This window comes from Sphingopyxis sp. SCN 67-31 (assembly GCF_001725095.1).
In genome coordinates, this window is record NZ_MEFH01000066.1 from 20,385 (window position 1) to 47,211 (window position 26,827).

Consider the following 26,827-nt stretch of genomic DNA (forward strand, 5'->3'; position numbering starts at 1 on the left):
ACAGGCCTCCACCCGCGCCGCACCGCCGATCGGCACGCTCGGCGGGCGCGAGAGCCCATATCCCGTCGGCCCTCCCAAAAAAGCTGGGCCGATGCTTGCCCGGGAGCAAGGAGGCATCGACCCAAGGTTTCCCCCAGTGGTGGGTGGAGAGGACGTCAGAATTTCTTTGCGATGCTGAACCCGATGACGCGCGGATCGAGCGTGAAGACGTTGGTCGTCAGGCCCGTATCGTCCGAGTTCAGGAAGGCGTCGGTGATCGGCGACTTGTTGAAGACATTCTTCACATAAGCTTCGAACGTCAGATCCTCGGGCCCATCGACGCGCAGCGAAATGTTGACGTTAGACCAACTTTTCAGGCGATCATAAGGGTCGAGATTATAGACGCGGTGCCAGCTTTTGGCCTGCCAATAAGCGTCGCCCCGAAGGGTCGCACTCCAGTCGGCATCGAAGTCGATCGTATATTGAGCGCCGATGTTGGCCGTCCAGCGGGGTGCGTTGGGCAATTCGTTGCCGCTCAAGTCGGCCCGGAGACCAGCGCCGCCATTCAGTTCGGGATAGTTGGCGGGATCATATTCGGTGCCGCCAAAGGCAGGGTCCGTGATGACCGGAGGAAAGAATCCGGCGATCAGGCCCCTGACGCCGCCGCACAGGCCATAATATTGCATAAGACCGGAACGCGCGCGCGCCCATTCCGCTGCGACATGAGTCGGAACGACACAGTTGGACGGCAATTGCATCCACGGCTTGACCAAAGTGTAATCGGGATTGCCTTGCGTGCGGTTCATGATGTCGATCGAGCTCTCACCTTTGCCGATCTTTGTGCGGAGATAGCCAAGATTGGCATTGATCCGCAGATTCCGCGTCGGCGCGAACACCGTCTCGAATTCCAGACCCCATACCTTGGCGTCGAAATTCTCGTTTACAGCCGTACGGTCCCGAATTTGCGAAACCTGATAATCTTTATAGTCGTATAGGAATGCCGTAGCGTTGAATGTCAGCGCGCCATTTAGCAACGTATTCTTGGCACCTATTTCAAAAGAGTTCACGAATTCTGGATTAAATGTCGAATCATATTCTACGGAATTAAGAGTCAATACAGGATACATACCCGTATAAAAATCGAGAACTAGTGGATTAACGCCGTCAGCCAAAGCGTTAGCTAGAAACTCTTCCCCAGTTGCGAAGCCGGGGCTCGGCGGGTTTGCTCCGCCCCCTTTGTAACCACGGGAATAAAAGGCGTAGAGCATGGTATCGTCAGTGAAACCTAGTTCCGGTTTCCAGTCGAGGCCTATCCTGCCCGTCCACTCGCGCCAAGTCTGTTTGATGGGTGCGAGTTCCGGATAGCCAGAGGAGACCGTTCCACCTGCCCACATCGACCTTGCCAGCAAGGCCTGCGAAGGAACCGGCGTGAATGTTTTGCGGTCATCCGTGTAGCGAAAACCGGCTGTCAGCTTCAGATCGTCGCGGATATTCCAATAGGCCTCGCCAAAAATCGCTGAAGATGCAAGCCTATAGGGATTCTTGGATCGAAAGTAATTGTGGCCATTCCCATCAATGCTATCAACAGGATTTGGATCAACATAAGGACAAGTCGCTAGCGGATCGGATGGTGAAACCGCGGGGCCGCCTATCGTATTGGATCCGGGGCACACGGCTGGATCCCACGGAGTTGCAAGGTCCGGGATCGAGAAAAACCCTGGCCCCCAAGCCAATGCCGTCAACACATTGTACATGACATAATAGTCATCTACAGTCTTAAAATGGGTATAGTTGACGCCTGCGCTAAAGTTAAAAGGCCCATTAAATGATGACTGTAGGCGAAGTTCCTGACTGAACTGCTTTGATTTTGCTTGGCTTATATCAAAACCGGCCACCTTGTCAGTACATCCCACCTGCGGATCGCAGAATATTCCTCCCGGAGCCAAGTCACGATATTGACTTGGCTCCCCAGTATGCTGAATTAAATTTGACGTATTTGTGAAGACGGGAAAACTATTAAATCTATTGTAATCCTGAAATGAATAAGTTTTATCTTCATTGTACGCCGTCTGGGAAGTGAAGGTCAGAGCGGGCGTGAAGTCAATGTCAAAGTTGAACTGGAGAAGATCGGCCTTTGCACGGTAGCGAGGATCACGGATCGAGTTGATCACGCGCAGGTCACGATTCTGCATAAGCCCACCGTACGGATCAACCGGTTGGATGATGGCCTGTAATCCTCCGCTCTGTTCGGCATTCAAAAATCCAAGGCCGGTTCCAGCATCCTTCAGGCCCACCGCACCTAGAATGAAGCCGTACGATAAACCATTGGGCGTCCCAAAGGCGGCGTCATCAAAGAGGCTGCCGGGCTTACCTCCCTGACCGAACAAGGCACGACGGATTTCCACGCCCGTATACACATTCACATTGTCGGCCAGATCGACGCCGCCGACATGCGTCGGTCCATCGTCGCGATGGCAAAGCTGCTTGCCGGTGCGGGACCGATTGTCATCCTCGTTGAAGCGTTCCCAGATCAGATTGGCCCGGAACCAGGGCTCCGGTTCAAATGCGAGCGATGCGCGGCCTGTCCACAAATCGCGGCCGTTTATGCGGTTCTTCGTGGTGTCGTTATAGTCGAAGCCGTCGCGCGTCGTCATCGACCCGGCAAGGCGCAGCGCGAGCACGTCGCCGACCAGCGGGACGTTCAGGGTCGCATTCAGGCGCTTGGTATCGTAGTTGCCGACCTCGCCCTTGATCGACCCTTCGAACACACCCATTTTCGGACGGCGCGGGATCAGGTTGATGACGCCGCTGGTCGCATTGCGACCGTAGAGCGTACCTTGCGGTCCGCGCAGCACCTCGACCCGCTCGACGTCCAGATATTCCTGCTCGAACAGGCGATTGTGGATCAGCGTCGTATTGTTGAACGCCACGGCAACGCCGGGGTCAGTCGTCGCCGACACCGCCTTGGTCCCGACGCCGCGGATCGAGAAATTATAGCCCGTGAAATTATTCTTCGAGAAGGTGACGTTGGGGATCGCTTTCAGCAGGTCGAAGCCGCCTTCGATCTTCTGTTCCTCGAGTGCCTTTTCGCTGAACGCGGAAATGGCGATCGGAACGTCCTGAACCGCCTCCTTGCGCTTTTGCGCGGTGACGACGATTTCCTCGGGCCGGAAGCCTTCGGCGCTGTTGTTTTCCGCCGCGGCCCGAGCGATCACATACACACCCTCGGCATTGCGATGCGCGCTCATCCCGCTGCCGCGCAACAACGCCGTCAGGGCGGCATCGACCGAATAGCTACCCTTCAAGGCTGGGCTGCGCTTGCCGCGCAGCGCGGCGCCATCGAAGACAACCTGAATGCCGCTGGCCTGCGCCAAGGCGCGCAATGCGCCGCCAAGGTCCTGCGCCGGGATGTCGAACGCGACGGCCTGTTGCGCAAAGGCGGGCGCCGGAAGGGCGGAAACGACGATAGCGGCGGTGGCAAGCCCGGACAGCAGGTGCGGCCTGAAAGACATGAGATACTCCCCCAAGTTACGAGGGGTCGATTCACGCCCCCCTGTAAAATGAGACGCACGGCCGCCGGATTTGCGCCCCTCTATTTTTCCGGTGCGGCCCTTGCCGCGCTATCGAGCCGGATACTGCCGCCCTCGGCGCGGGCCGAAACCGGGAAGATCGCGGTCACGCCGCTGATGAAGCCGCGGGTGTCGCCTGCGTCGAACACGCCGTTGACCGGATAGCCGCCCGCCGTCGCGTCGCCGACGACGATCGGCGTGTCGGCGTAGCGATTCACGCGCTCGACCGCGCGCGCCAGCGGTTCGTCGATGAAGGTCAGCCGTCCGCCCTCCCACGACAGCGACCGAACGGCGTCGGCGGGAGCGATGCTCGCCGCGCCCGACGACAGAATCAGGGTCAGTTCCTGCCCCGGCCTGAGCCGCGATCCCGCGTCGGTACGTCCGCCGATGCGCTCTGGCGCCCGCGCCTGACCCGCGGGATGCGCCAGCACCGCGACATGGCCCTCGTAGAGCAGGACGCGCATCTGGTCTCGCAGCAGTTCGACGCTGAATGCCGTGCCGGTCGCGACCACCGTCTTTTGCCCGGCGGTGACGGTGAAGGGACGCAGCGGGTCTTTCGCCACGTCGAATTTCGCGCGCCCGCGTTCGAGGACGAGCGTGCGCCTGTCGCCCGAATAGGCGACCGTGACCCGGCTCGACGCGTCGAGCGACACGCGCGACCCGTCGTCGAGCCGAACGACGCGCCGCTCGCCGATGCCGGTGGCATAGACGTCGGGGCCGCTCGCCAGATACCATGCGCCGCTGATCACCATCAGCACCAGAACCGCCGCAAGGGCGAGAACGCGCTGTCGGCTTCTGCGCCAGCCAGATCGCGGATCGCCCGCGCCGCGCGCGGCTTCCATCGTCGTCAGCGCCTTGGCGCGGAGCGAGAGGAAGCCCGGCATCTCGGCGATGGCGTCGGTGCCTTTCCAGACCGTTACCATCTCGTCGAACGCCTCGCGGTGACGCGGATCCGCGCGGAGCCATGCATCGAACTCGTCGCGCTCGCTTTCGCTCAGGGCGCGATCGGCGATGCGCCAGCACCATTCGGCAGCCTGCTCCTCATGGGCGAGCGGCATGTCGTCGTCTGCCGAATGGATCATGGCCTTCCCCCTACCCGGCGAGCGAGAAAGACCAGCGCGCGAGAAATATGCTTTTCGACTGTCCGCACATTATAGGCGAAATTGTCGGCAATCGTCTGCTTGTCCATATTCTCGACGCGGTAGAGGATGAAAATCTGCTGGGTCGGCTCGGGCAGCGCCTGGATCGCCGCCCACAGCTTGCCGATGGTTTCGCGCGCGGCGGCGATGCGGTGCGGGTCGAGGGGATCGACCTCGCCCGCATCATCCTGCTCGACGGACTGGCGGTAGGCATTGCGCACGCGGTCGCGGCGCGAGCGGTCGCGCAGCAGGTTCGTCGCGATGCGAAAGATGAACGCCTCGGTGGAATCGAAATGGTCTGTCTGCGTCTGGGCCAGGCGGATGAACACTTCCTGCGTCATGTCTTCGGCCTCGGCATGGCTCGATATTCTCCGCGAGAAAAACGCGACAAGGGCCGGCCGGAACTTCCGGCTCAAGCGTTCCAGATCAGAGGCAGCTTCCGCAGCCATCCGCTAATTCTTCCTCCCCTGTCTATATGACGCATGGGTGGGAAGTTGGCGCCCCGAAAAATCGGGACGCGGCGCACACCGTCTTTCCTCCCGTCCATTTGCCTCTATGGTGGCGCCATGCTGGACGAGGGACGACCGCTGACCGACGCAGAACGCACGATGGCGCAGGGCATGTTCGGCGATGCGCTCGATCTCGACGCCGTTCGCATCGTCCATCGGAAATGGTGGCCGTTCCAGCCGCGCCGGATCACGATGGCCCCGCGCGGCCGCATCCATTTCCACCCGAAGGGACCGGGCTATTGCGACTGTTTCGCCCATGCCACGCTCGGCTGGCAGGGGCATCTGATCCACGAACTGGTTCACGTCTGGCAGTTCCAGCACGGCATGAACCTCGTCCTGCGCCGACACCCATTCTGCCGGTACAGCTACACCATCAAGCCCGGCTGGAAACTGGAGTGCTACGGGATCGAGCAGCAGGCGGAAATCGTCCGCCACACCTTCCTGCTTCGCCACAAGCTCGTCGTTCCCGGCGCACCGCCGCTCGCAACGCTCGAAAGCATCCTGCCGTTCGGCACCGCCTGATCCGGGCCGGCCCTTCGGCGAAACGGAAGGCGGCCGGGACTACTTCTTCGCGGCGCCTTCGCCCGCATCATGGTCCATGCCGTCATGGTTCGCCGCGCCGGCATCGGGTGCCGGCTTGATCGGCATGTCGAACAGGATGCGGTCGTTGTTGTTGTTGGTGAAGACGAAGGCCATCGGCAGCTTGCCCGCGCGCACCGCGGCGCCGTTGATGTGCCAGATCATCAGATGCTTGCCGCCGGGCTTGAATTCGAGCTTGCCCTTGGCGGGCACCGCGGCGCTCGCGAGCGGCTTCATCGTCACCACGCCGTTCTCGCGCACGCTTTCGTGCATCTCGACGCGCTGCGCGAGGTCGGCGGTCACCGCGACCAGTTCGACCGGCTGCGGCCCGCCCTCGACGGTGAAATAGCCGACCGCGGGCCGATCGGGGGTCGCGCCCATCTGGATATAGCCGGAGACGACATTGAGCTGCGGACCGGCGCCAAGATTTTCCTGGCACCCCCCGATGGCGAAGGTGGCGGCGGCAAGCGCGGCGATGGCAAGGGCTTTCATGATGTGCGGACTCCCGAAAAGCTGCAATTTCCTGTCCCAGATACGCTCTGGAAACCCTTGTGCCAAGGATCAGCGCACCTATATCGCGCCCATCAGACGAACATCAGGCGTGCCGCATCAGGGCGCCGAAGAAGCAACAAGGACGTTGAGATTATGGCCAAAGTGATCGGGATCGACCTCGGCACCACGAACAGCTGTGTCGCGGTCATGGAGGGCGGCAAGCCCAAGGTTATCGAAAATGTCGAAGGCACGCGCACGACGCCGTCGATCGTCGCCTTCGCCAAGGACGGCGAGCGGCTGATCGGCCAGCCGGCGAAGCGCCAGGCCGTCACCAATCCCGAAAACACGATTTTCGCGGTGAAGCGCCTGATCGGCCGCCGTTTCGACGACCCCATGACCAAGAAGGACATGGAACTCGTTCCCTACAACATCGTCAAGGGCGCGAACGGCGACGCCTGGGTCCGCGCGGGCGGCGAGGATTATTCGCCGTCGCAGATTTCGGCCTTCATCCTTCAGAAGATGAAGGAAACCGCCGAATCCTATCTCGGCGAGAAGGTCGAGCAGGCGGTGATCACCGTCCCGGCCTATTTCAACGACGCGCAGCGGCAGGCGACCAAGGATGCCGGTAAGATCGCCGGTCTCGAAGTGCTGCGTATCATCAACGAGCCAACCGCGGCCGCGCTCGCTTACGGGCTCGACAAGTCGGAGAACAAGACGATCGCGGTCTATGACCTCGGCGGCGGCACCTTCGACATTTCGGTGCTCGAAGTCGGCGATGGCGTGTTCGAGGTGAAGTCGACCAACGGCGACACCTTCCTCGGCGGCGAGGATTTCGACTCGAAGATCGTCGAATATCTGGCCGACGGCTTCAAGAAGGACGAAGGCATCGACCTGCGCGGCGACAAGCTGGCGCTCCAGCGGCTCAAGGAAGCCGCCGAAAAGGCGAAGATCGAACTGTCGTCGGCGCAGTCGACCGAGGTCAACCTGCCCTTCATCACCGCCGATGCCAACGGGCCGAAGCACCTCGTCAAGACGATCACCCGCGCCGACCTCGAAAAGCTGGTCGAAGAGCTGATCAAGCGGACGCTCGAACCGTGCAAGAAGGCGATCAAGGACGCCGGCGTCAGCGCGAGCGACATCGACGAGGTCGTGCTGGTCGGCGGCATGACCCGCATGCCGCGCGTGCGCGAAGTGGTGAAGGACTTCTTCGGCAAGGAACCGCACACCGGCGTCAACCCCGACGAGGTGGTCGCGATCGGCGCCGCGATCCAGGCAGGCGTTCTGCAGGGCGACGTCAAGGACGTGCTGCTGCTCGACGTGACGCCGCTGTCGCTGGGCATCGAGACGCTGGGCGGCGTGTTCACGCGCATGATCGACCGCAACACCACCATCCCGACCAAGAAGTCGCAGGTCTATTCGACCGCCGACGACAATCAGTCGGCGGTGACGATCCGCGTCTTCCAGGGCGAGCGCGAGATGGCGGCCGACAACAAGATGCTCGGCCAGTTCGATCTCGTCGGCATCCCGCCGGCGCCGCGCGGCGTGCCGCAGATCGAGGTGACCTTCGACATCGACGCCAACGGCATCGTCAACGTCTCGGCGAAGGACAAGGGCACCGGCAAGGAACAGCAGATCAAGATCCAGGCCAGCGGCGGCCTGTCGGATGCCGACATCGACCAGATGGTCAAGGACGCCGAACAGTTCGCCGAAGAGGACAAGAAGCGTCGCGAGGCGGCCGAGGCGAAGAACAACGCCGAAAGCCTGATCCACACGACCGAGCGCCAGCTCGAAGAGCATGGCGACAAGGTCGATGCGGGGCTGAAGTCCGAGATCGAGGCCGCGGTCGCCGAAGCCAAGACGGCGGTCGAGGGCGGCGATGCCGCCGCGATGACCGAAAAGGCGCAGGCGCTCGCGCAGGTCGCGATGAAGCTGGGCCAGGCGATCTACGAGAAGGAACAGCAGACCGCGGCGTCGCCCGGCGCCGAGGCCGGCCCGGATACGGACGGCGCCAAGGCCGACGAGGATGTCGTCGACGCCGAATTCTCGGAAGTCGAGGACGACAAGAAGTAAGGAATGGGCTTCACCCGTCATGCCGGCGAAGGCCGGCATCGCTCCCGGCAAGGCTCCGCCGAACCGATAGCGGCCCCGGCCTTCGCCGGGGCGACGGGTTGAAGTAAGGGGCTTTGCAGCATGTCGCTCGACATCGATTATTATGAACTGCTCGAATGCGAGCGGACCGCCGACGATGCGACGCTCAAGGCGAGTTATCGCAAGCTGGCGATGAAATATCACCCCGACCGCAATCCGGGGTGCCAGGACAGCGAAGCGCGCTTCAAGGCGATCAACGAAGCCTATGAGGTGCTGAAGGACCCGCAAAAGCGCGCGGCCTACGATCGTTTCGGCAAGAGCATGCCGCAGGGCGGCTTCGGCGGCCATGCCGATTTCGGCGACATCGGCGACATCTTCGAATCGATCTTCGGTTCGGCCTTCGGCGGCGGCGGGCGGCAGCAGCGCGGCCCGGCGCGCGGCGCCGATCTGCGCTACGACATGGAAATCAGGCTCGAGGACGCCTTTTCGGGCTGCGTGCGCGAGATTCAGGTCGATGTCGCGGCGCGCTGCGATGCGTGCGACGGATCGGGCGCCCGGCCCGGCACCTCGACCCATCGCTGCACGACGTGCGGCGGCCACGGCAAGGTGCGCGCGCAGCAGGGCTTCTTCATGGTCGAGCGCACCTGCCCGCATTGCCAGGGATCGGGCGAGGTCATCACCGATCCGTGCGACCAGTGCCATGGCGAGGGCCGCGTCGACCGGCGCAAGACGCTGACCGTCAACGTCCCCGCCGGGGTCGACGAAGGGACGCGCATCCGCCTGTCGGGCGAGGGCGAGTCGGGTGCGCGCGGCGCGGCGCCGGGCGACCTCTACATCTTCCTCCACATCGCGCGGCACCGGCTGTTCGAACGCGAGGGGACGACGCTGTTCACGCGCGCGCCGATCAGCTTCACCACGGCGGCGCTCGGCGGCTGCATCACTATCCCCGGCCTCGACGGCCGCAAGCACGACATCACCATTCCCGCCGGCATCCAGTCGGGCAAGCAGTTGCGTCAGCGCGGCGCCGGCATGCCCGTGCTCAACGGCCGCGGCAACGGCGACCTCGTCATCCAGATCGACGTCGAGACGCCGACGAAGCTCAACGCGAAGCAGAAGGAACTGCTCGAAGCCTTTCGCGAGACCGAGACCGGCGACGAATGCCCCGCGAGCCAGGGCTTCTTCGGCCGCATCAAGGAAATGTGGGACGACCTGACCGAATGATCATCCTGTCCCTTCCTCTTGCGGAAGGGCTCAGATGGCTCCGATCTCTCCCCGTATCTCGTCGACCAGCGCCTGCACCCGCGGCAACCGGCCGTCCTCCTCGTCGAGTATCGCGTGGAAGGCGCGGCGCTTGATCGCCGCCAGTTCCTCGCTCGTCAGCGCGCCGTCGCCGGTCACGCTCGACGCCACGATGTCGATCAGGCGGTCGGCGCCGTGGAGCCGCCCCCACAGATAGTCGTTCTCGCGGTAGGCGCGGCTGAAGAAGGCGCCGAAGCTGTTGAACTCGATCCCCTTTAGCATCGCTGCCGCACCGCCGGGACGGATCGCGGTCGCGTCGGAGGGCGAGATGCGGTCGATCTTGATCGGGTCGAATTCGTCGAATCCCTCGCCCTGCAGCAGCGGCAGCGTCGCGATGTCGAAAAAGGGATAGCCGAGATAGGCGAGCAGCATCGTCCGCCGGTCGTCCTTGGGCAGCGCCGCGAGCGCCGCGGCGATCAGCTCGTCGGTCTCGGCATCGACGTCGACGAGGTCGCGCCGGTCGCCGATCGCGTCGATCCATTCCCCCATCCCGGCATCCTCGGCGACGTCGAGGTCGGCGAGCCAGTTGTCACCTTCGCGCTCCAGATAGAGGCCGAGCGCGGCGAAGATCGCCTCGTGCATCGCCTCGCACGCCGGGTCGGGCGCGTCGCGCGTCGCCTCGATCGCGTCAAGCTCGCGCGCGAGGAAGCGCAGCCGCCGGATGCGAAAGCCGAGGTCGTGGATGCGGAAGAAGGCGATGGCGTCGCCGCTCGCCCCCGCGCCGCGCTTGCCCGAGATGCGGTCGAGCCCGCGCCGCCGCACCTCCTCCCACAGCGCTTCGCGCCGCCGCGCGCGGTGGATCGCGCCTTCGGAGGGCGCCAACCGCTCGACCAGCGCCACCAGTTCCTCGACCACCGCCGACAGCTTGAGGTGGCCGTAGGGCGCGAAAGCGAAGCCCGCGCGCGCCGCCGCTTCGGTCTGCGCCTTGGCGCGCCACTTGCCGAGGCGCGCCGGGGTCGGGCTGTCGAGGAAGAAGGTGGTGCCGAACAGCGCCGCCACCTGTTCCTCGACCTCGACCTTCATCGCGTCGACGATATGCTGCATGCGGCGGATGCGCCGCGACATGCTCTCGATCACCTCGACATTGTCGCGGATCGGCTGTTCGCGCGGGATTTCGGAAAGCGAGCCCAGGATCGTCGTCAGAAAGCCCGGCAGCCGCTTTTCGGCGCCCTCGACCGGCTCGCCGTGCCGGCCGAAGCGGATCGAACGATAATCGGGCTTGGGGTCGATATAGACGAAGCGCCTGTCGATCTCGCGCCGCGCCGGCCGCTGCTTGAGCGCGGCGATGGCCGGGCGGAAGGGCGCGTTGGCGAGCACCGATCCGTCGATCAGCACCCGATCGGCGGGATCGGCTTCGCTGCCGGCGGGAAGCTGCACCTTGATGAAAGCGTCGCGGTGCGGCCAGTCGATGCCGCGCTGGGCAAGGACGCCGTCGAGTTCGCGCAGCGTGAAGGGCGGAAAGGCGCCGGGAAAGCTGGCGGTCGCCCGCGCCGCCGCGGCAAGGCCCGGAACATCGTCGAGCCGCTTGCCCATGCGCCCGTCCTGCCGGAAATGCATCACCAGCCGATGCTCCTGCTCGGTAACGCGCGGCGGGCTGTTGAGCGCCAGCGGCATGCTGTGCCCCGCGAAATCGGTGGCCGAGACGAACAGGTCGACCGGCTGCCCCGCCGGAACCAGCGTCGGGCCGCGCGGCGCCTTGTCCATCGCGTCGAACGCGTCAAGCAGCAGGTTGGAGAAGATCGCGCCGCCAAAGGGCGGTTCGAACCAGCGCGCGCGCACGAAGCGCGACAGCTTCGCGCGCACCTCGTCCTGCGCGCTCCCGCCCACGGTGCGGTCGATCACATTGCCGCGCCGCTTCATCGCCCAGCCGGCGATCGGCACCGCCCAGAATTTGGTCGCGGCGGACAGCGGCCGCGCGTCGGGGTCGAGCAGGCGATCGACATCGGCATCGTCGAGCCACAATTCGGTCAGCGGATCGAGCGACAGGCCCTCGGCGAGCGCGCGCGCCAGGAAAACGCCGTTGATCCCCCCCGCGCTGGCCCCCGCGACGATGTCGGCGAGCACGCGCAGCCGCACCCCGCTCTTCTCCTGGATCGCGGCGAGCAGCTCGCGATAGACGACGCCCGACCCGGCGGCGTCGGTGCCGTCGTGAAAGGCGCGCGACGCCGCGGCGAGGCGCCATATCTCCTTGGTGATCCCGTGCATATAGACGGCAAGGCTGATGCCGCCATAGCAGATCAGGGCGAAACGCAGTTCCTTCTCGCGCATGGCGGCGGTGATAGCGCGCTTTGCGCACTGTGGCGAATTTTCCACACCGGGTCCGAAAGCGAACCGAAGCGGCACCGATCCTGCTTTGCCCTTGCGTCTGCGAATGGCTCGCATTAGCAGCGCATCCGGAACAGGAGCCAAGAATGAATCGCAGATATTTCGCCGCAGCGCTGGCCTGCACCGTGCTTTCGTCGCCCGCCCATGCCCAAAGTGCCGCAGCGCCCGACAGCGCCGACGCCGACGAGGCCATCATCGTCACCGCGGCGCGCACCGTCCTGCCGCCCAACGCGCTGCCGCTGACGATCGACCTGATCGACAAGCAGGCGCTGGAGCAGCAGATCGCGATTTCGGGGTCGATCGCCGACGCGGTGGCGACGCTGACCCCCAGCTTCTCCCCCACCCGGCAGAAATTGTCGGGCGCCGGCGAAACGCTGCGCGGGCGCGCGCCGCTCTATGCGATCAACGGCATTCCGCAGTCGAACCCGCTGCGCGACGGCAGCCGCGACGGCTTCACGATCGACGGCTTCTTCATCGACCGGGTCGAGGTCATCTACGGCTCGAACGCGTTGCAGGGGATCGGCGGCACCGGCGGCATCGTCAACCAGGTGACGGTGGGCGCGCCGAAGGCCGACGGCGTGTCCGGCCGCTTCCTGCTCCAGGGCACCGCCGACGACGAATTTTCGGGCGCCGGCATGGGCGGCAAGGCGGCCGGGCTCGTCCAGTACAAGGCGGGACGCTTCGACGCCACGGTCGGTGCCGCCTATGAAATCCGCGGCATCTTTCGCGACGGCGAGGGACGTCCGGTCGGCATCAACCTGACGCAGGGCGAAACGATGGATTCGAAGACGCTCTCGCTCTTCGGCCGCTTCGGCTATGCCGTCACCGACACGATGCGGCTCGACCTGATCGCCAGCCGCTATGAGATGAAGGGCGACGGCGACTATGCGCCGGTCGCGGGCAACAAAGCGGGGGGCATCCCCACCACCCAGACGCGCGGAACGCCGCCGGGCGTTCCCGCCGCAAGCCGGACCGAAAGCGTCGCGCTGTCGCTGACCGACCCGCAACTGGGCGGCGGCAATTTCGTCAGCCAGCTGTTCTGGAACCGCACCCGCGACACGTTCGGCGGCGAACCCAATCCGATCGCCAGCTTTCAGGACCCGGTGATCGCGCCCGTCGGCACGCTGTTCGACCAGTCGCAGAACCGCAGCCGCAAGGTCGGCGCCAAAATCAGCTATGAACGCGCGGTTCCGGGTTTCGAGGCACTGACGCTGATCGCGGGCTTCGACGCGCTGTGGGACGAAAGCGAGCAGCGGCTGATCGCCACGAATCGCGCATGGGTGCCACCGACCAGGTTCCGCAGCTTCGCGCCCTTCGGCCAGGCGAACCTCAAATTGTTCGACGGCATCGTCCGTCTGGCCGGCGGCGCGCGCTATGAGGATGTGAAGATCAGCATTGCCGATTATCACACGCTCGCCGCCAACACCTTCGTCGCGTGCCCCACGCCCCCGGCGGTGCCGACCGGACCTTGCGGTCCCTCGACCTATGGCGGCGTCGACGTCGGGGGCGGCAGCCCGAGCTTCGACGACGTTCTGGTCAACGGCGGCCTGATCGTCGAGCCGACGCCGGGCATCCGAGCCTATGCCAGCTATGCCGAGGGCTATACCGTCCCCGACGTCGGCCGCATCACCCGCGCGGTGAGCAGGACAGGGGTCGATATCGACAATTATCTCGATATCGCGCCGATCGTCTCGAACAACCGCGAGATCGGGGTCGAGGTGAAGCGCGGACCGCTCGACGCGACCGCGACCTATTTCTGGTCGACGAGCACCAAGGGGCAGCTTCTGATCGCGCGTCCCGACGGCATTTTCGACGTCGTGCGCCAGCGCGTCGAGATCGAGGGGCTCGAACTCAACCTGGCAGTGCGGATGCCGATCGACGGGCTCACGCTGTCGGCGGGCTATGCGCATATCGAAGGCCGGTTCGATAATGACGGCGACGGGGCGGTCGACACCGACCTCGACGGCGCCAACATCTCGCCCGACCGGCTCAACCTTGCCGCCGCCTATGCGAAGGGCCCGCTGTCCGCGCGCGTCCAGACGCAATTCTATCTCGCGCGCACCTTCCGGGGGCCGGGCCGCGACGCGCGCAACGATTTCGAGGGCTATAATCTGACCGACGCCATCCTGCGCTATCAGACCCGGCTCGGCGGCATCAGCCTTGCGGTGCAGAATCTGTTCGACCGGCAATATATCAGCTATGCGAGCGACACCCAGCGACCGACGGACAATTTCTTCAACTTCGCCGGCCGCGGACGTACCTTCACGCTCGGCTGGGATTATCGTTTCTAGGCATGGCCCACCGATGATGAAACTGCTCGACACGCTGCACCGCTGGACCGGCGGCCTGATCGGCCTCGTGCTGGCGCTGCTCGGCCTGTCGGGCACCATCCTGCTGCACAAATATGCGTGGATCGGCGTCGCGCATGCCGGCGATCCGCTGCGTACCGACCTTGCGAGCACCGTCGCCGCGACCGAGCGGATCATGGCGCTGCCGCAGGCGCCGCAGGGCATCATCTATGCCAGCGACGGCTTCGGGTTGCACCAGGCGCGCTTCGGCGACGGCGCCGGCCTCTACGCCGACCAGACGGGGCGAGTCGCTACGCAGTGGGCGAGCCAGTGGGAGCGGCCCGAGCTGTGGATCTTCGATTTCCACCATCATCTGTTCACCGGCGACACCGGCGAATGGGTGATCGGCACCGCGGGGCTGTGCGGCCTGTTCTTCATCCTCTCGGGCGTCATCCTGTGGTGGCGCACGCGCCGCACCTTCCGCTTCCGGCTGTGGCCGAAACGGATGAGCCGGCCGGCGATCGTCATGCACCACCGCGACCTCGGCATCGTCGTCGCACCGTTGCTGCTGCTGTCGGTCGTCACCGGCACGATGATGATCTTTCAGCCTTTCGCAATGGCGATGATTGCGCCTTTCGGCTCGCCCGCCGAAGCCGCCAGGGCGATGAAGCCGCCGAAATACCAGGGCGGCCCCCTAGCCGCCAGGCCCGATTACGCGGCAATGCTGGGCGAGGCGCGCCGCCGCTTCCCCGATGCCGAGTTCCGCATCCTCAGCCTGCCCGCGAAGGACGGCGGCCCGATCATGCTGCGGATGCGCCAGCAGGCCGAATGGTTGCCCAACGGCCGCTCGACCCTGTGGTTCGACGCTGCGACGGGCAAGCTGCTCGGCGCGCGCGACGCGCTCGCGATGCCCGCGGGCGCGCAGGCGTTCAACAAGGCCTATCCGATCCATTCGGGCAAGGTCGGCGGCCTTTTGTGGCGGCTCGTCCTGACGATCTCGGGCCTGTCGATGACGATGCTGGGAAGCCTCGCGGTCTGGACCTTCTGGTTCCGGCGCTCGAAGCCGGCGAAACCGCGGGTGAAGGAAGCGGCGTTAGCCGCTTTCCAAAACGCCGCGCGTTAAATCTGGATCACCGCTGTTTTCGTTCGTGCTGACCCCGGATCAAGTCCGGGGGAAGCACTGTTCTTCTTGCGGCGCCAAAGAGAAAGAACGGCCCTTCGACAAGCTCAGGGCGAACGGTGCAGATCATGGTTCGCCGCTCCAGGATTCGCGCAGAGGCGCAGAGATTTCGGTTCACGCGGAGCCGCGTCCGCTTTCCTATTTTACCGGCCGCCCTATATCCTCCCCACAGATGACCCGCGCCCGCGTCCTCCTTCTCACTGCCGCCCTCGGGCCGCTCGACTATCGCGTGCCGCAGGGCACCGAGGCGCCGCTCGGCAGCGTCGTCGTCGCGCCGCTCGGGCCGCGGCGCATGGGCGGCGCGGTATGGGAAGATGCGAGCTTCGGCGCGCCCGATCCGGTCGGCGACAACCGGTTGCGCAACCTGTACGAGGTCGTGCCGGTGCCGCCGGTCCCCGCGCCGCTGCGCCGCCTCGTCGAATGGACGAGCGACTATTATCTCGCCCCGCCGGGCGCGGTGCTGCGGATGGTGCTGCCCGGCGCCGCTTTTGCTGACGCGCGCCGCCCGATCGTCGAATATCGCGCGACGGGCGCGCTTCCGCCGCGGATGACGCCGCAGCGGACGGTGGCGCTCGAGAAGATCGGCGGCCGGCAGGGCACCGTGCGCGAGCTGGCGGCGCTTGCCGAGGTCAGCGACGGAGTGATCCGCGGCCTCGTCCAGGCGGGCGCGCTCGAAGCGGTGAGCGTGTCGGCCGACGCCCCCTATCCCGAGCCCGACCCCGCCTTCGCACCGCCCGCCCTCTCCGCCGAGCAGGCCGCCGCCGCCGGCGAGCTTCGCGACGCCGTCGCCGCCGCACGGTTCGAGACGCTGCTGCTCGACGGCGTCACGGGATCAGGCAAGACCGAAGTCTATATGGAGGCGATTGCCGCCGCGGTCGAAGCGGGCGGGCAGGCGCTCGTCCTGTTGCCCGAGATCGCCCTGACCGAGCCGATGCTGACGCGCTTCGCCGCGCGCTTCGGCTGCGAGCCGGTCGCATGGCATTCGGGGCTGCGTTCGACCGAGCGCCGCCGCGCCTGGCACGCGATCGCGCGCGGCGACGCGAAGATCGTCGTCGGCGCCCGGTCGGCGCTGTTCCTGCCCTATGCCCGGCTGGGCCTGATCGTCGTCGACGAGGCGCACGAAACGAGCTTCAAGCAGGAGGACGGCGTCCATTATCACGCGCGCGACGTCGCGGTGATGCGCGGGGCGTTCGAAAAGCTGCCGGTGGTCCTCGCCAGCGCGACCCCCGCGCTCGAAAGCCTCGCGCAGGTCGAGGCGGGACGCTATCGCCACATCGTCCTGCCCGCGCGCTATGGCGGCGCGACTTTGCCCGACCTCGCGGCGATCGACATGCGGATCGATCCGCCCGACCGCGGCCGCTGGCTGGCGCCGCCGCTCGTCGACGCGCTGGCCGACCGGTTGCAGAAGGGCGAGCAGAGCCTGCTGTTCCTCAACCGGCGGGGCTTCGCGCCGCTGACGCTCTGCCGCACCTGCGGTCATCGCATCCAGTGCCCGAACTGCACCGCGTGGATGGTCGAGCACCGGCTCGTCCATCGCCTCGCCTGCCATCACTGCGGCCATGTCATGCCACCGCCGCGCCTGTGCCCCGAGTGCGAGGACGAGGACAGCCTCGTCGCCTGCGGCCCCGGCGTCGAGCGGATCGCCGACGAGGTCGCCGAACGCTTTCCCGAAGCGCGCACCGCCATCGTCACCAGCGACACCCTATGGTCGCCCGCCAAGGCGGCCGAGTTCGTCGACGCGGTCGAGGGCGGTCTCGTCGACATCATCATCGGCACCCAGCTCGTCACCAAGGGCTATCATTTCCCGAACCTGACGCTGGTCGGGGTGGTCGATGCCGACCTCGGCCTCGACGGCGGCGACCTGCGCGCGTCGGAACGCACCTTCCAGCAGATCGCGCAGGTCGCCGGACGCGCCGGGCGCGGGGTGAAGCCGGGCGAGGTGCTGATCCAAACGCGCGTCCCCGACGCCCCGGTGATGGCGGCGCTGGTCGCGAACGACCGCGAGGGCTTCTACGCCGCGGAGGCCGCCGCGCGGCGGCAGGCGGGGGCACCCCCCTATGGCCGCTTCGCCGCGCTCGTCATCTCGTCGGAGGAGATGGAGGTGGCGCGCGGCGTCGCGCAGCGGCTGGGGGAGAAGGCACCGGTCGCTGACGGTCTCGCCATCTATGGCCCCGCCCCCGCGCCGCTCGCGATGCTGCGCGGACGGCACCGCTTCCGCCTGCTGCTGCACGCCCCGCGCAGCTTCGACCTGCAGGGCGCGATCCGCGACTGGGTCGGACGCATCGACTGGCCCGCCAAGGCGCGCCTCGCGATCGACATAGACCCCTACAGCTTCGTCTGACGACCGATCGGGGCATTGGAATCGCGGGCCGTAGTTGCTAGCCCTCGGCTTCAGGACATCTGTTCGAGGAGCGGGCGAGTGAAATTGCAGGGCTGGGTACGCGCGATCGGCGTCGGAACGGCATTGGCGGCGATGGCGATCGGTGCCAGCGCGCGCGCCGAATGGTGGCAGGCTGAAACCGCGCATTTCATCGTCTATTCCGAAAGCAAGAAGGACGACGCCGAACAGTTCGCGCGCCTGCTCGAACGCTACGACAATGCGCTGCGCTATCTTCAGGGCTATCCGATTCCGGGGCCCGACATGGGCGAGGCGAACAAGGTGAAAGTGTTCCGCAGCGGCGACATCGACGACATCGCCTATGTCGCCGGAGCGCCGGGGTCGGGCATCGCGGGTTTCTATATCCCGCGCGCCGGCTCGACCGTCGCCTTCGTCCCCGCGCGCGAAAAGCGCCGCGACATGAGCAGCGTCCGGCGCAGCAGCAGCGGCCCGACCCTCGACACCGAACAGGTGCTGTTCCACGAATATACGCACCATTTCATGCTGACCAATTTCAGCACCGCCTATCCCGCCTGGTATTCGGAAGGGTTCGCCGAGCTGTACAGCACGGTCGAGTTCCGCGACGACGGCAGCTTCGTCGGCGGGCTGGTGCCGCAGGCGCGCGGCGCCGCGCTCAAGCAATTGCCCGACGTGCGATTGTCCCGCCTGTTCGACCACAAGGTGAAGCTGACCGGGCTCGAGCAGTATCAATCCTACGCCTTCGGCTGGCTGCTGTCGCACTATCTGAACTTCAACGAAGAGCGCCGGGGGCAGCTTCCCGCCTATCTGGCGGCGCTCAACAAGGGCGAGGACAGCCTGACCGCAGCGAAACGGATCTTCGGCAACCTCGACACGCTGCAGGCCGAGCTGCGCAAATACAAGGGCCGCAACCAGTTCCCGGTGATGGTCTCGCCGCCGAACGCGGTTCCCGAGCCCGCGGTGGCGCTGCGCCAGCTGCCCCCGGCCGAGGAAGCGCTGATGCGCGAATATATCCGTTCGCAGCGCGGCGTCGACCGCAAGGAGGCAAAGGATGTCGCGCGCGACCTGTCCGGCAAGGGCGCGGCCTATCCCGACAATCTGAAAGCGCAGCTGATCGTCGCCGAGGCGCATCTGGACGCGAGGAATTTCGACGAGGCCGAAGCCGCGGCAAAGCGCGCGCTGGCGCTGGCGCCCGACAGCTCCTTCGCCAATTTCCTGATGGGTTCGATCTTCCTGGCGCGTGCCGACGAAAACAAGGACAAGGCGCTGTATGCCCAGGCACGCCCGTGGCTGGTCAAGGCGCATAAGCTCGACCAGAAGGACCCGCGGCCGATGATCGGCTATTACATGTCCTATCGCGAGGCGGGCGAGCCGATTCCCGAGGACGCGCTGGTCATCCTCGAAAGCGCGTGGGACTATGCCAAATATGACGCGCTCTATCGGCTGATCCTGGCGCGCCAGCTGCTCGACGAGAACAAGGGCGACCTCGCGCGATCGGTGCTGTCGCCGATCGCCTTCGCCGCGCACGGCACCGAAAAGGAAAACAAGATTCGCGCGACCGTCGACCTGATCGACGAGAGCAAGATCGACGAAGCCCGCGCCAAGCTGGCCGAAATCTTCAAGGAAGCCGAGGACCGGCAGAAAGGCAGGAAAGGCTAGGATCGCCGCCGTCCCGGCTTTCCTTCGTCACGGCGAGCGAAGCGAAACCGTGACGAGGCGACGCCTATGGAGCATCGTCTCCGGACGACATGAGCTTGCGGATTCCGAGCGTGACGGCGACGACCGCGAAACCGAGAACGGCAAGCAGGACCGACATCAGCAATCCCACCGCGTTCGAATGGCCGATGAGCGCCTCGTCCTCGATATCAGCCGTCCAGAAATGGCAGAAGCTAGCGGCGCTCAGCAGCCCGATGAGAAGCATCGACCATCCGGCGCCCGCGACGCCGTAACGGGCAACGAAAACCGGCGCGGCGAGGACCATTGCGAATCCCAGCACGCCCGACCAACTCAACAGCCAGTCCAGCACGGCCACCATCCCCTCCCCCACGATGTGTCCCGCCCTGAAGACGAGATTCGGCGCCTGTCCGTTCAACCTGCCAGCAGGTCCCGCGTTTCCTTTTCGTCCAGCGGATCCTGATCTTCGGGACGGACATCGCAAAATCCTACGACGCGCTCGACGCGCAAACCGTGGTCGATCGTCAGGACGAGACTCGCCCGCCAACTCAGGCCGTCTTCCAGCATCTTCAATATCGGCGTCACCTCTTCCATGACGATTGCTCTGGATGCATCGGCAATCCGTTCGGTGTCGCGAAAATAGGCGCCCCGCCTTTCGCTCTCCGGCCGTGGGACCTCTATCATCCCCGAAAACAACCCCATGCCATCTTCTTCAATGACATGTTTTCCGGACGTAACGGCGGCCTCGCCGGGCGCCCGCCAATAACCGCGCCCGCCCTCGCGCCTGAACTTGAGCGTGTGACGGTCGAACCGCTCGTTCACCATTTCGCATTGGTAATGGACGATGGGCTGGGTGAGGTTTTCCGGATCCGGAATCCACGGCGGCACCGGACTCATCAGCAGAAAATACAGCATGCCCCTCCCCTTTGTCCGCCGGATGTCCGCGCGCGCATCGCAGTCAACATGAGCGGGGGGCCAGCGCCAGTGCGCGCTCATGCGATATTTGGAGGCCCGAGCCGGAATCGAACCGGCGTATACGGATTTGCAGTCCGCTGCGTCACCACTCCGCCATCGGGCCTCAGGCGCTCAAAATGCGTGGAGAAGCGCCCCTAGCGATTTCGTCGCGCACTGGCAATCCGCTTGTTGCGCAATTTTCGGTAGCACGCCGCCGCTTCGGCCGCGACGAGGCTTGGCGCAGGGCGTCCGGACGGCTATGCGCGGCGGCAGCCGGACTTCGTTGCTGTATTATCATTGCAATACAGCGCGGCATGGGCTAGAAGCTCCCGGCGGAAACGAACGAAACAGCAGAATCGGAAACCGGCTGATGGCAACCAAATACAGCGAATTGAGCGCGGCGGCGATGCGGGCGGCGATGGTCGACAGCCAGCTTCGCACCAGCGATGTCATCGATCCCGCCATCGTCGCAGCGATGGGGGCCGTCCCGCGCGAGGCGCATGTGCCCGCGCAGTTGGCGAGCGTCGCCTATATCGACCGTGCGATCGCGCTCGGCGGCGACCGGATGCTTAACCCGCCGCTCGTCACCGGACGGATGCTCGTCGCCGCCGATATCCAGCCGGGGCAGAAGGTGCTGCTGATCGGCGGCGCGACCGGCTATGTGGCGCGGCTGCTCGCCATGCTGGGCGCCAAGGTTCATGCGGTCGAGGAATCGCCAGAGCTGATCGCGGTCGCCCGCGCCGCCGCGGCCGACACCGACATCCGCTGGATCGAGGGGCCCCTCACCGCCGGCGCGCCCGACGCCGCGCCCTTCGATCGCATCATCATCGACGGCGCGATCGAGCAGTTGCCCGACACGCTGGTCGGCCAGCTCGCACGGCGCGGCCGTCTGGTCGCAGCACGGCGCGACGGCACGGTTACGCGGCTGGTGCAGGGCATCAAGACCGACGGCACGCTGGCGCTGCGCCCATTTGCCGACATGGACGTCGCGCCGCTGCCGGGATTCGCGGCGCCCCGGGGCTTCCGCTTCTGATTCTCCCCTTCCCTCTGGTTCAGGCTGGCAACAGGATGCACGACTCCGACATGAAACCCGTTCGCCGGGGATATTGGCTTGCCGGCATCGCCGCCGGGGCGTTCCTGCTGACCGCGACGCCGGCCGCCGCCGAGACGCTGCAGGGCGCGCTCGCCAAGGCCTATGAGAACAACCCGACGCTGACCGCCGCGCGCGCCGGACAGCGGGCGAACGACGAGAATGTCCCGATCCAGCGGAGCCAGGGCCTGCCGTCGCTTGGCGCGCAGGGCGATTATAGCGAAAATCTGGTGAAGCCCGGCAACAGCTTTTCCTCACCGACGCGGCTGATCGACGCCGGCGGCCGGCTTTCTGTCCCCATCTATCAGGGCGGCGCGGTGCGCAACGCGGTGCGCGCCGCACAATATCGCGTCGAGGCCGGGCAGGCGGACCTGCGCGCGACCGAGGCGAGCGTCTTCGCGCAGGTCGTCGGCGCCTATATGGACGTGATCCGCGACACCGCGATCGTCCAGCTCAATCAAAAGAATGTGTCGGTGCTCCGCACCAATTTGCAGGCGACCAGCGACCGGTTCGAGATCGGCGACCTGACGCGCACCGACGTCGCCCAGTCGCAGGCGCGACTCGCGCTCGCCGAGGGCGACCTGCGCAGCGCCGAGGCGAATCTGATCGCCAGCCGCGAAACCTATATCCGCCTCGTCGGCGAGGCGCCGGTCGACCTCCAGCCGCCGCCGCCGCTGCCCGGCCTGCCCGCCAGCGCCGAGGACGCGGTCACGATCGCGCTGCGGGACAATCCCGACATCGACGCGGCGGACCAGCTCGTCCACGCCGCGCGCGCCGACATCGGCGTCGCGCGCGCCTCGCGCATGCCCAAGCTCGACGGCACCGTCAGCGGCAATTACACCAATTTCCTCGGCTCGGCGTCGAGCGGCGTTCCCGGCGTCGGCGTGTCGCAGAGCCAGACCAGCGCCGCCGCCGGCGTCACGCTGACGCTGCCGCTGTTCCAGGGCGGGCGGCCGTCGGCGCAGGTCCGTCAGGCGCAGGCGCGCACGAGCCAGGCGATCGAGACCTATGTCGCGACCGAGCGCGACGTGATCGCGCAGACGCGCGGCGCCTATGCCGCATGGCAGGCGAACGAGCGCGTCATCGCCGCGACCGAGCAGGCGGTCGGTGCCAACGCGCTGTCGCTGGAAGGGGTTCGCGCCGAGAACAGCGTCGGCACCCGCTCGATCCTCGACATATTGAATGCCGAGCAGGAATATCTGAACGCGCAGGTCCAGCTCGTCTCGGCGCGGCGCAACAGCTATGTCGCGGCCTTCTCGGTCCTCGCGGCGATGGGCAAGGCCGAGGCGCGCGACCTGGGGATCGAGGGCGGCCCGCTCTACGATCCGGCGGTCAATTACGAGCGCGTGCGCGGCCAGATCTGGGATTGGGCCGACGATCCCGCGCCGCAGCAGCAGGCGACCGATACGCGCGCGGTGCCCGCCGCCGATGCCGGCGTCCCGGCCGACGCCAGCAACCTGCCGCACCAATAGGGCGTTCCAGCAGGGCGAAAACGGCCGACGACCCCGAAAACGCGGCAAAACGCAAATCCGGGGCGCCGGGCGTGAAATCCGCAATCTGGGGCTTGGCAAGCCCCGCCCCGGACCTTTATGATCGTGGTTAACGCCCGCCGCGCGGGTTCACCGAAGGGGGCAAGGATGGGCGATCTGTCGCGAGAGCCGTCGATGGAAGATATCTTGTCGTCGATCCGGCGCGTCATCGCCCGTGACGAGGCGCCGGGCACGGCGCGCGCCACGCGCACCCCGGCCGACGACATCCTCGACCTGCAGGAGGAAGAAGCAGCGGTGGACGCGCCTCAGGATGCCGCGACAGCGGCGCCGGGCGGCGAGGAACTCGTGTCGGCCGCCAGCGCCGATGCCGCGCGCCAGTCGCTCGACGCGCTGACCGCCGCCGTCGCGCCCGGCACGGCCACATCGCCCGCACCGCCGACCGGCGGCCGCACGATGGAAGAGGTGGTGATCGACACGCTCCGCCCGATGCTGAAGGACTGGCTCGACGCCAACTTGCCGGCGATCGTCGAGACGATGGTCGCAAAGGAGATCAGCCGGATCACCGGCCACCGGCTCTAGGCGGTCTTCTCCGAACGCTGGGAAAGCGAAGGCGGACGCGACCTCGTCCGCCCGCTCTCAGGAGCGCTTAGCTGCGATATACCGCTCCACTTGATCTTCCAGCAGGTCAAGCGGCAATGCGCCTTCGCCCAGCACCGCCTCGCGAAATTCGCGGATATCGAAGCGGGGACCGAGTTCGCGTTCAGCGCGCGCGCGCAGTTCGGCGATCTTGAGCTGGCCGACCATGTAGCTCGTCGCCTGTCCCGGCCAGTTGAAATAGCGGTCGACCTCGCGCGCGATGTCGGTATCCGACACCGAACTGTTCGACCGGAAATATTCGATGGCCTGCTCGCGGGTCCAGCGCTTGGAATGGATGCCGGTATCGAGCACCAGCCGGATCGCGCGCCATACCTGCAGCGACAGCATCCCGAAGCGGTCATAGGGGTCCTTGTACAGCCCCATCTCGTTCGCCAGCCGCTCCGAATAGAGTCCCCAGCCTTCCATATAGGCGCCATAGCCGCCGAACCGGCGGAATTTGGGCAGTCCCGCCAGTTCCTGCTGGCGCGCGATCTGGAAATGATGCCCCGGCGCGCCTTCGTGCGCGGCGATGGCGGCAACCTGCACCTTCTGCGTCTGGTTCATGTCGATCAGGTTGACGTAATAGATGCCGGGACGCGAACCGTCGGCGGACGGCGAATTGTAGAAAGCGGTCGACGCGGTCGCCTCGCGCCACTTCTCCACCGCGCGCACCTCCAGCGCCGCCTTGGGCAGGACGGAGAAATAGCGCGGTGCCGCCGCCATCGCCGCGGCGATCACCCCGCGCGCATCGTGCAGATACGCTTCGCGGCCGGCCTCGCTGTTCGGATATTTGAACTGGGGGTCGGTGCGGATGTGGTCGAAGAACTGCTCGAGCGTGCCGTCGAAGCCGACTTCGCGCTTGATCGCCTCCATCTCCTGCCGGATCGCCGCCACCTGCGCGAGGCCCAGCCCGTGAATCTGGTCGGCGGTGAGGTCGGTGGTCGTCGAACGCTTCAGTCGGTCGGCGTAATAGGCCTCGCCATCGGGCAGGCTCCACACACCGAAATTGCCCTTCGATTGCGGCTCGATCTCGTCGAGCGCCGCGATCAGCGCGTCGTAGCCGCGTTGGAACGGCCCAGTCAGCGCGGCGCCGGCTTCCTGCAACAGCTTGTCCTTCGCCGCGGCCGGCGCGTCGAGCGCGGTCACCTTCTTGCGGAAATCCGCCATCAGCGTCGAATCGGCGCCGCCATCGAAGGGCGCGCCGGTGATGACCTTGCGCGCATCGGCGCGCGCGGGCGCGAAATTGACCTTGTTCGGCACGATTCCCGCCGCGGCCTGCTCGCGCATCGACGCCGCGACCTCGCGCATCACGCGCTCTGTATCGCGCAGGCGGGCGATATAGGCTTCGGCGTCCGCGACGCTGTCGATCTTGTGGTTGTTGATGAGCAGCACGGGAATCTGGCCCGCCGGGCTGCCATTCGTCGTGACCGGGAACCGCAGTTTGCGGAACCGGGCCGATTCGCGGCCGCGTTCGACCTCATATTCGAACAGCCGGTAGCTGACCCGGGCGCGCTCGCCGAGTTGTTCAGGCCGGAAGCGGGCGTGCAGGTCCTGAAGCTGTCGCTCGGCCAGTGCCTGTTCGCGCACCGCGGCGGCATCGGTATAATCGTCGAGCCGCTCATAGTCGGTCTTGAACCCCAGCCGCGTCTGCTCCTCGGGACTCAGCTTCACCCGCTCGTCATAGGCGCGGTCGAGAAATTCAAGCAGCGCTTCGTCCTGGGTGCCCGCCGGCGCCACCTGCGCCAGCGCGGGGGCGATCGCGGGGCCGAACGGCAGCGCGGGGAACAGCAACAGAGCAAGGGCCAGACGCATCATATTCTCCTGATCGAATGGTATCGCTTGTAACCGCGCTTCGGCCCGGCGCAATTGCCGCTCGTCGAATTTGGCGGCAGTTCCGTCGCGTGCGCTGGCTTCGTCGTTTATCATGATGGTGTAAGCGTGTAGGTCGTTCCTTCACTCTTCAACCTGACGGGAGCCGATATTGAGCGCGAGCATGGACGACCCCGGCCTGAGTTCCAGGCCGCTTCGGATCGGTGAGGTCGCGCCCGATTTTCAGGCGCGCACGACGATGGGCGAATTGCGCCTGTCCGACTATCGCGGCCGCTGGGTGCTGCTGTTCTCGCATCCGGGCGACTTCACGCCGGTGTGCACCAGCGAATTCGTCGCCCTCTCGCGCGCCGTCGATCGGTTCGATGCACTGAACTGCGCGCTCGTCGCGATATCGGTCGACAGCCTTTATGCGCATCTGGGCTGGATCCGTGCGATCCGCGACCATTTCGGCGTGACGGTCGGCTTTCCGATCGTCGAGGATCCGTCGATGGTGATCGGCCGCGCCTATGGGATGATCGCGGCGGACGCGATCGACGCGGCGACGCTGCGCGCGACTTTCTTCATCGACCCGGACGGCGTCGTCCGCGCCCGCATCTGCTATCCCGCCACCGTCGGACGGTCGGTCGAGGAACTGCTGCGCGTCGTCGCCGCGCTGCAACGGGTCGACCGCGACAATGTCGTGACGCCCGAAGGCTGGCGCCCGGGCGACGACGTGCTGCTGCCGCCCTGCCAGGACCAGGCGTCGGCGCTCAATGCGGCGGAAGGGCCCTGCTGGTTCCACCAGACGCGGGCCGACAGCGATGGAAAGGCAAGCCGGTGACGCGCTTCACGGAGACCGAACTCGGTACGATCGCGACGCTCCTGAAGGCGCTTGCGCATGACGTGCGGCTCAAGCTGGTGCACACGCTGCTCGAAAGAGGCGAAACGTCGGTGGGCGAACTGGAAGCCCTGACCGGCATCGGCCAGCCGGGCCTGTCGCAGCAGCTTGCGATTCTGCGAAAGGCGGAGCTGGTGCGGACGCGCCGCGACGCGAAGCTCGTTTTCTACAGCCTCGTCCCCGAAACGCTGCAAGGCACGGCAAAATTGCTCCGCGCCCTGTCAACCTCTCCGCACGAAGCGCCCGGGCCGGAGCAGGCGGGCGCACGATCGCGCGTGCGGAGTTCGGCAGCCAGCTTCGCCAAGATGGTTTGAGGTTTGTGGGGATTCGGATAGCGGCGGATCTTCTCGTCACCCTGAACCTGTTTGGCAATTATCCCCTTCCGACAGGTGAGCGTTCCCCGGCGAAAGCCGGGGTCCAGCTACGTGCGCCTGCCTCGCATGGACCCCGGCTTTCGCCGGGGATCACCAGCG

At 65.9% G+C, this 26,827-nt stretch carries 20 protein-coding genes and 1 tRNA gene; 12 read left to right on the forward strand and 9 right to left on the reverse strand.

Features of this window, described 5'->3' with window-relative positions; translation table 11 throughout:
* Positions 1-155 precede the first annotated feature (155 nt).
* The 3 genes from ABS88_RS13700 to ABS88_RS13710 all read right to left on the reverse strand — a co-directional run bounded on the left by ABS88_RS13700 (position 156) and on the right by ABS88_RS13710 (position 5,136).
* A complete protein-coding gene (locus ABS88_RS13700; RefSeq protein ID WP_286750002.1) occupies positions 156-3,491 on the reverse strand; it encodes a TonB-dependent receptor in 3,336 nt (1,111 codons plus the stop codon).
* Between the two features lie 80 nt (positions 3,492-3,571).
* Entirely contained in the window at positions 3,572-4,630 is a 1,059-nt protein-coding gene (locus tag ABS88_RS13705; RefSeq protein ID WP_067108671.1) for a FecR family protein, read from the reverse strand.
* Positions 4,627-5,136, reverse strand: coding sequence for an RNA polymerase sigma factor (locus ABS88_RS13710; protein WP_067186216.1), 510 nt, complete (start codon positions 5,134-5,136; stop codon positions 4,627-4,629). The genes ABS88_RS13705 and ABS88_RS13710 overlap by 4 nt, the downstream gene beginning before the upstream one ends.
* 117 nt (positions 5,137-5,253) lie before the next feature.
* On the opposite strand from ABS88_RS13710, the gene ABS88_RS13715 reads away from it, so the two are divergent.
* Complete coding sequence (locus ABS88_RS13715; RefSeq protein WP_286750003.1) at positions 5,254-5,718, forward strand: vgr related protein; 465 nt, start codon at positions 5,254-5,256, stop codon at positions 5,716-5,718.
* A gap of 39 nt (positions 5,719-5,757) precedes the next feature.
* On the opposite strand, the gene ABS88_RS13720 is transcribed toward ABS88_RS13715, so the two are convergent.
* Positions 5,758-6,267 (reverse strand): copper chaperone PCu(A)C, encoded by a 510-nt coding sequence (locus ABS88_RS13720; protein ID WP_067186220.1) that lies wholly within the window; start codon positions 6,265-6,267, stop codon positions 5,758-5,760.
* A gap of 153 nt (positions 6,268-6,420) precedes the next feature.
* On the opposite strand from ABS88_RS13720, the gene dnaK reads away from it, so the two are divergent.
* Complete coding sequence (dnaK, locus tag ABS88_RS13725) at positions 6,421-8,337, forward strand: molecular chaperone DnaK (protein ID WP_067186222.1); 1,917 nt, start codon at positions 6,421-6,423, stop codon at positions 8,335-8,337.
* Between the two features lie 120 nt (positions 8,338-8,457).
* Positions 8,458-9,576 (forward strand): molecular chaperone DnaJ, encoded by a 1,119-nt coding sequence (dnaJ, locus tag ABS88_RS13730; RefSeq protein WP_067108657.1) that lies wholly within the window; start codon positions 8,458-8,460, stop codon positions 9,574-9,576.
* Between the two features lie 30 nt (positions 9,577-9,606).
* Here the strand turns inward: dnaJ and ABS88_RS13735 are convergent, their stop codons facing one another.
* Positions 9,607-11,922, reverse strand: a complete 2,316-nt coding sequence (locus ABS88_RS13735) for a patatin-like protein (protein ID WP_067186224.1) — start codon at positions 11,920-11,922, stop codon at positions 9,607-9,609.
* Between the two features lie 143 nt (positions 11,923-12,065).
* Here ABS88_RS13735 and ABS88_RS13740 point away from each other — a divergent pair, with 143 nt between their 5' ends.
* The 4 genes from ABS88_RS13740 (at position 12,066) to ABS88_RS13755 (ending at position 19,462) form a co-directional block, all read left to right on the forward strand.
* A complete protein-coding gene (locus ABS88_RS13740) occupies positions 12,066-14,270 on the forward strand; it encodes a TonB-dependent receptor (protein WP_286750004.1) in 2,205 nt (734 codons plus the stop codon).
* A gap of 16 nt (positions 14,271-14,286) precedes the next feature.
* Complete coding sequence (locus ABS88_RS13745; protein ID WP_067187186.1) at positions 14,287-15,390, forward strand: PepSY-associated TM helix domain-containing protein; 1,104 nt, start codon at positions 14,287-14,289, stop codon at positions 15,388-15,390.
* Between the two features lie 229 nt (positions 15,391-15,619).
* The gene (locus tag ABS88_RS13750) at positions 15,620-17,788 is read left to right on the forward strand and encodes a primosomal protein N' (protein ID WP_067186228.1); all 2,169 of its coding nucleotides are present in this window, start codon (positions 15,620-15,622) and stop codon (positions 17,786-17,788) included.
* A 78-nt stretch (positions 17,789-17,866) separates the two neighbouring features.
* Positions 17,867-19,462 (forward strand): tetratricopeptide repeat protein, encoded by a 1,596-nt coding sequence (locus ABS88_RS13755; RefSeq protein ID WP_067186230.1) that lies wholly within the window; start codon positions 17,867-17,869, stop codon positions 19,460-19,462.
* 64 nt (positions 19,463-19,526) lie between these two features.
* On the opposite strand, the gene ABS88_RS13760 is transcribed toward ABS88_RS13755, so the two are convergent.
* From ABS88_RS13760 to ABS88_RS13770, 3 genes are all read right to left on the reverse strand, one after another.
* Positions 19,527-19,838 (reverse strand): hypothetical protein, encoded by a 312-nt coding sequence (locus ABS88_RS13760; protein ID WP_076077115.1) that lies wholly within the window; start codon positions 19,836-19,838, stop codon positions 19,527-19,529.
* A gap of 53 nt (positions 19,839-19,891) precedes the next feature.
* Positions 19,892-20,392, reverse strand: coding sequence for a hypothetical protein (locus ABS88_RS13765; protein ID WP_067186234.1), 501 nt, complete (start codon positions 20,390-20,392; stop codon positions 19,892-19,894).
* A gap of 89 nt (positions 20,393-20,481) precedes the next feature.
* Positions 20,482-20,555: transfer RNA gene (locus tag ABS88_RS13770), tRNA-Cys, on the reverse strand.
* 246 nt (positions 20,556-20,801) lie between these two features.
* Here ABS88_RS13770 and ABS88_RS13775 point away from each other — a divergent pair.
* The 3 genes from ABS88_RS13775 (at position 20,802) to ABS88_RS13785 (ending at position 23,590) form a co-directional block, all read left to right on the forward strand.
* Entirely contained in the window at positions 20,802-21,464 is a 663-nt protein-coding gene (locus ABS88_RS13775) for a protein-L-isoaspartate O-methyltransferase family protein (RefSeq protein WP_067186235.1), read from the forward strand.
* 50 nt (positions 21,465-21,514) lie between these two features.
* On the forward strand, positions 21,515-22,993 hold the full coding sequence (locus ABS88_RS13780; protein WP_234002496.1) for a TolC family outer membrane protein: 1,479 nt from the start codon (positions 21,515-21,517) through the stop codon (positions 22,991-22,993).
* A gap of 165 nt (positions 22,994-23,158) precedes the next feature.
* Entirely contained in the window at positions 23,159-23,590 is a 432-nt protein-coding gene (locus tag ABS88_RS13785) for a DUF2497 domain-containing protein (RefSeq protein ID WP_067186239.1), read from the forward strand.
* A gap of 57 nt (positions 23,591-23,647) precedes the next feature.
* On the opposite strand, the gene ABS88_RS13790 is transcribed toward ABS88_RS13785, so the two are convergent.
* Positions 23,648-25,462: a DUF885 domain-containing protein gene (locus ABS88_RS13790; protein WP_286750005.1), complete on the reverse strand. Its 1,815-nt coding sequence runs from the start codon at positions 25,460-25,462 to the stop codon at positions 23,648-23,650.
* Positions 25,463-25,640: 178 nt separating this feature from the next.
* On the opposite strand from ABS88_RS13790, the gene ABS88_RS13795 reads away from it, so the two are divergent.
* Entirely contained in the window at positions 25,641-26,297 is a 657-nt protein-coding gene (locus tag ABS88_RS13795; protein WP_067186241.1) for a peroxiredoxin, read from the forward strand.
* The gene (locus tag ABS88_RS13800; RefSeq protein ID WP_067186242.1) at positions 26,294-26,668 is read left to right on the forward strand and encodes an ArsR/SmtB family transcription factor; all 375 of its coding nucleotides are present in this window, start codon (positions 26,294-26,296) and stop codon (positions 26,666-26,668) included. The genes ABS88_RS13795 and ABS88_RS13800 overlap by 4 nt, the downstream gene beginning before the upstream one ends.
* The last annotated feature ends 159 nt before the right edge of the window (positions 26,669-26,827 follow it).

Coding starts and splice junctions, on each gene's coding strand:
- ABS88_RS13745 (WP_067187186.1), top strand. CDS start 14,287: ATGAAACTGCTCGACACGCTGCACCGCTGGACCGGCGGCCTGATCGGC.
- ABS88_RS13785 (WP_067186239.1), top strand. CDS start 23,159: ATGGGCGATCTGTCGCGAGAGCCGTCGATGGAAGATATCTTGTCGTCG.
- ABS88_RS13760 (WP_076077115.1), bottom strand. CDS start 19,838: ATGGTGGCCGTGCTGGACTGGCTGTTGAGTTGGTCGGGCGTGCTGGGA.
- ABS88_RS13790 (WP_286750005.1), bottom strand. CDS start 25,462: ATGATGCGTCTGGCCCTTGCTCTGTTGCTGTTCCCCGCGCTGCCGTTC.
- ABS88_RS13720 (WP_067186220.1), bottom strand. CDS start 6,267: ATGAAAGCCCTTGCCATCGCCGCGCTTGCCGCCGCCACCTTCGCCATC.
- ABS88_RS13780 (WP_234002496.1), top strand. CDS start 21,515: ATGAAACCCGTTCGCCGGGGATATTGGCTTGCCGGCATCGCCGCCGGG.
- ABS88_RS13715 (WP_286750003.1), top strand. CDS start 5,254: ATGCTGGACGAGGGACGACCGCTGACCGACGCAGAACGCACGATGGCG.
- dnaJ (WP_067108657.1), top strand. CDS start 8,458: ATGTCGCTCGACATCGATTATTATGAACTGCTCGAATGCGAGCGGACC.
- ABS88_RS13765 (WP_067186234.1), bottom strand. CDS start 20,392: ATGCTGTATTTTCTGCTGATGAGTCCGGTGCCGCCGTGGATTCCGGAT.
- ABS88_RS13775 (WP_067186235.1), top strand. CDS start 20,802: ATGGCAACCAAATACAGCGAATTGAGCGCGGCGGCGATGCGGGCGGCG.
- dnaK (WP_067186222.1), top strand. CDS start 6,421: ATGGCCAAAGTGATCGGGATCGACCTCGGCACCACGAACAGCTGTGTC.
- ABS88_RS13705 (WP_067108671.1), bottom strand. CDS start 4,630: ATGATCCATTCGGCAGACGACGACATGCCGCTCGCCCATGAGGAGCAG.
- ABS88_RS13750 (WP_067186228.1), top strand. CDS start 15,620: ATGACCCGCGCCCGCGTCCTCCTTCTCACTGCCGCCCTCGGGCCGCTC.
- ABS88_RS13740 (WP_286750004.1), top strand. CDS start 12,066: ATGAATCGCAGATATTTCGCCGCAGCGCTGGCCTGCACCGTGCTTTCG.
- ABS88_RS13735 (WP_067186224.1), bottom strand. CDS start 11,922: ATGCGCGAGAAGGAACTGCGTTTCGCCCTGATCTGCTATGGCGGCATC.
- ABS88_RS13795 (WP_067186241.1), top strand. CDS start 25,641: ATGGACGACCCCGGCCTGAGTTCCAGGCCGCTTCGGATCGGTGAGGTC.
- ABS88_RS13710 (WP_067186216.1), bottom strand. CDS start 5,136: ATGGCTGCGGAAGCTGCCTCTGATCTGGAACGCTTGAGCCGGAAGTTC.
- ABS88_RS13700 (WP_286750002.1), bottom strand. CDS start 3,491: ATGTCTTTCAGGCCGCACCTGCTGTCCGGGCTTGCCACCGCCGCTATC.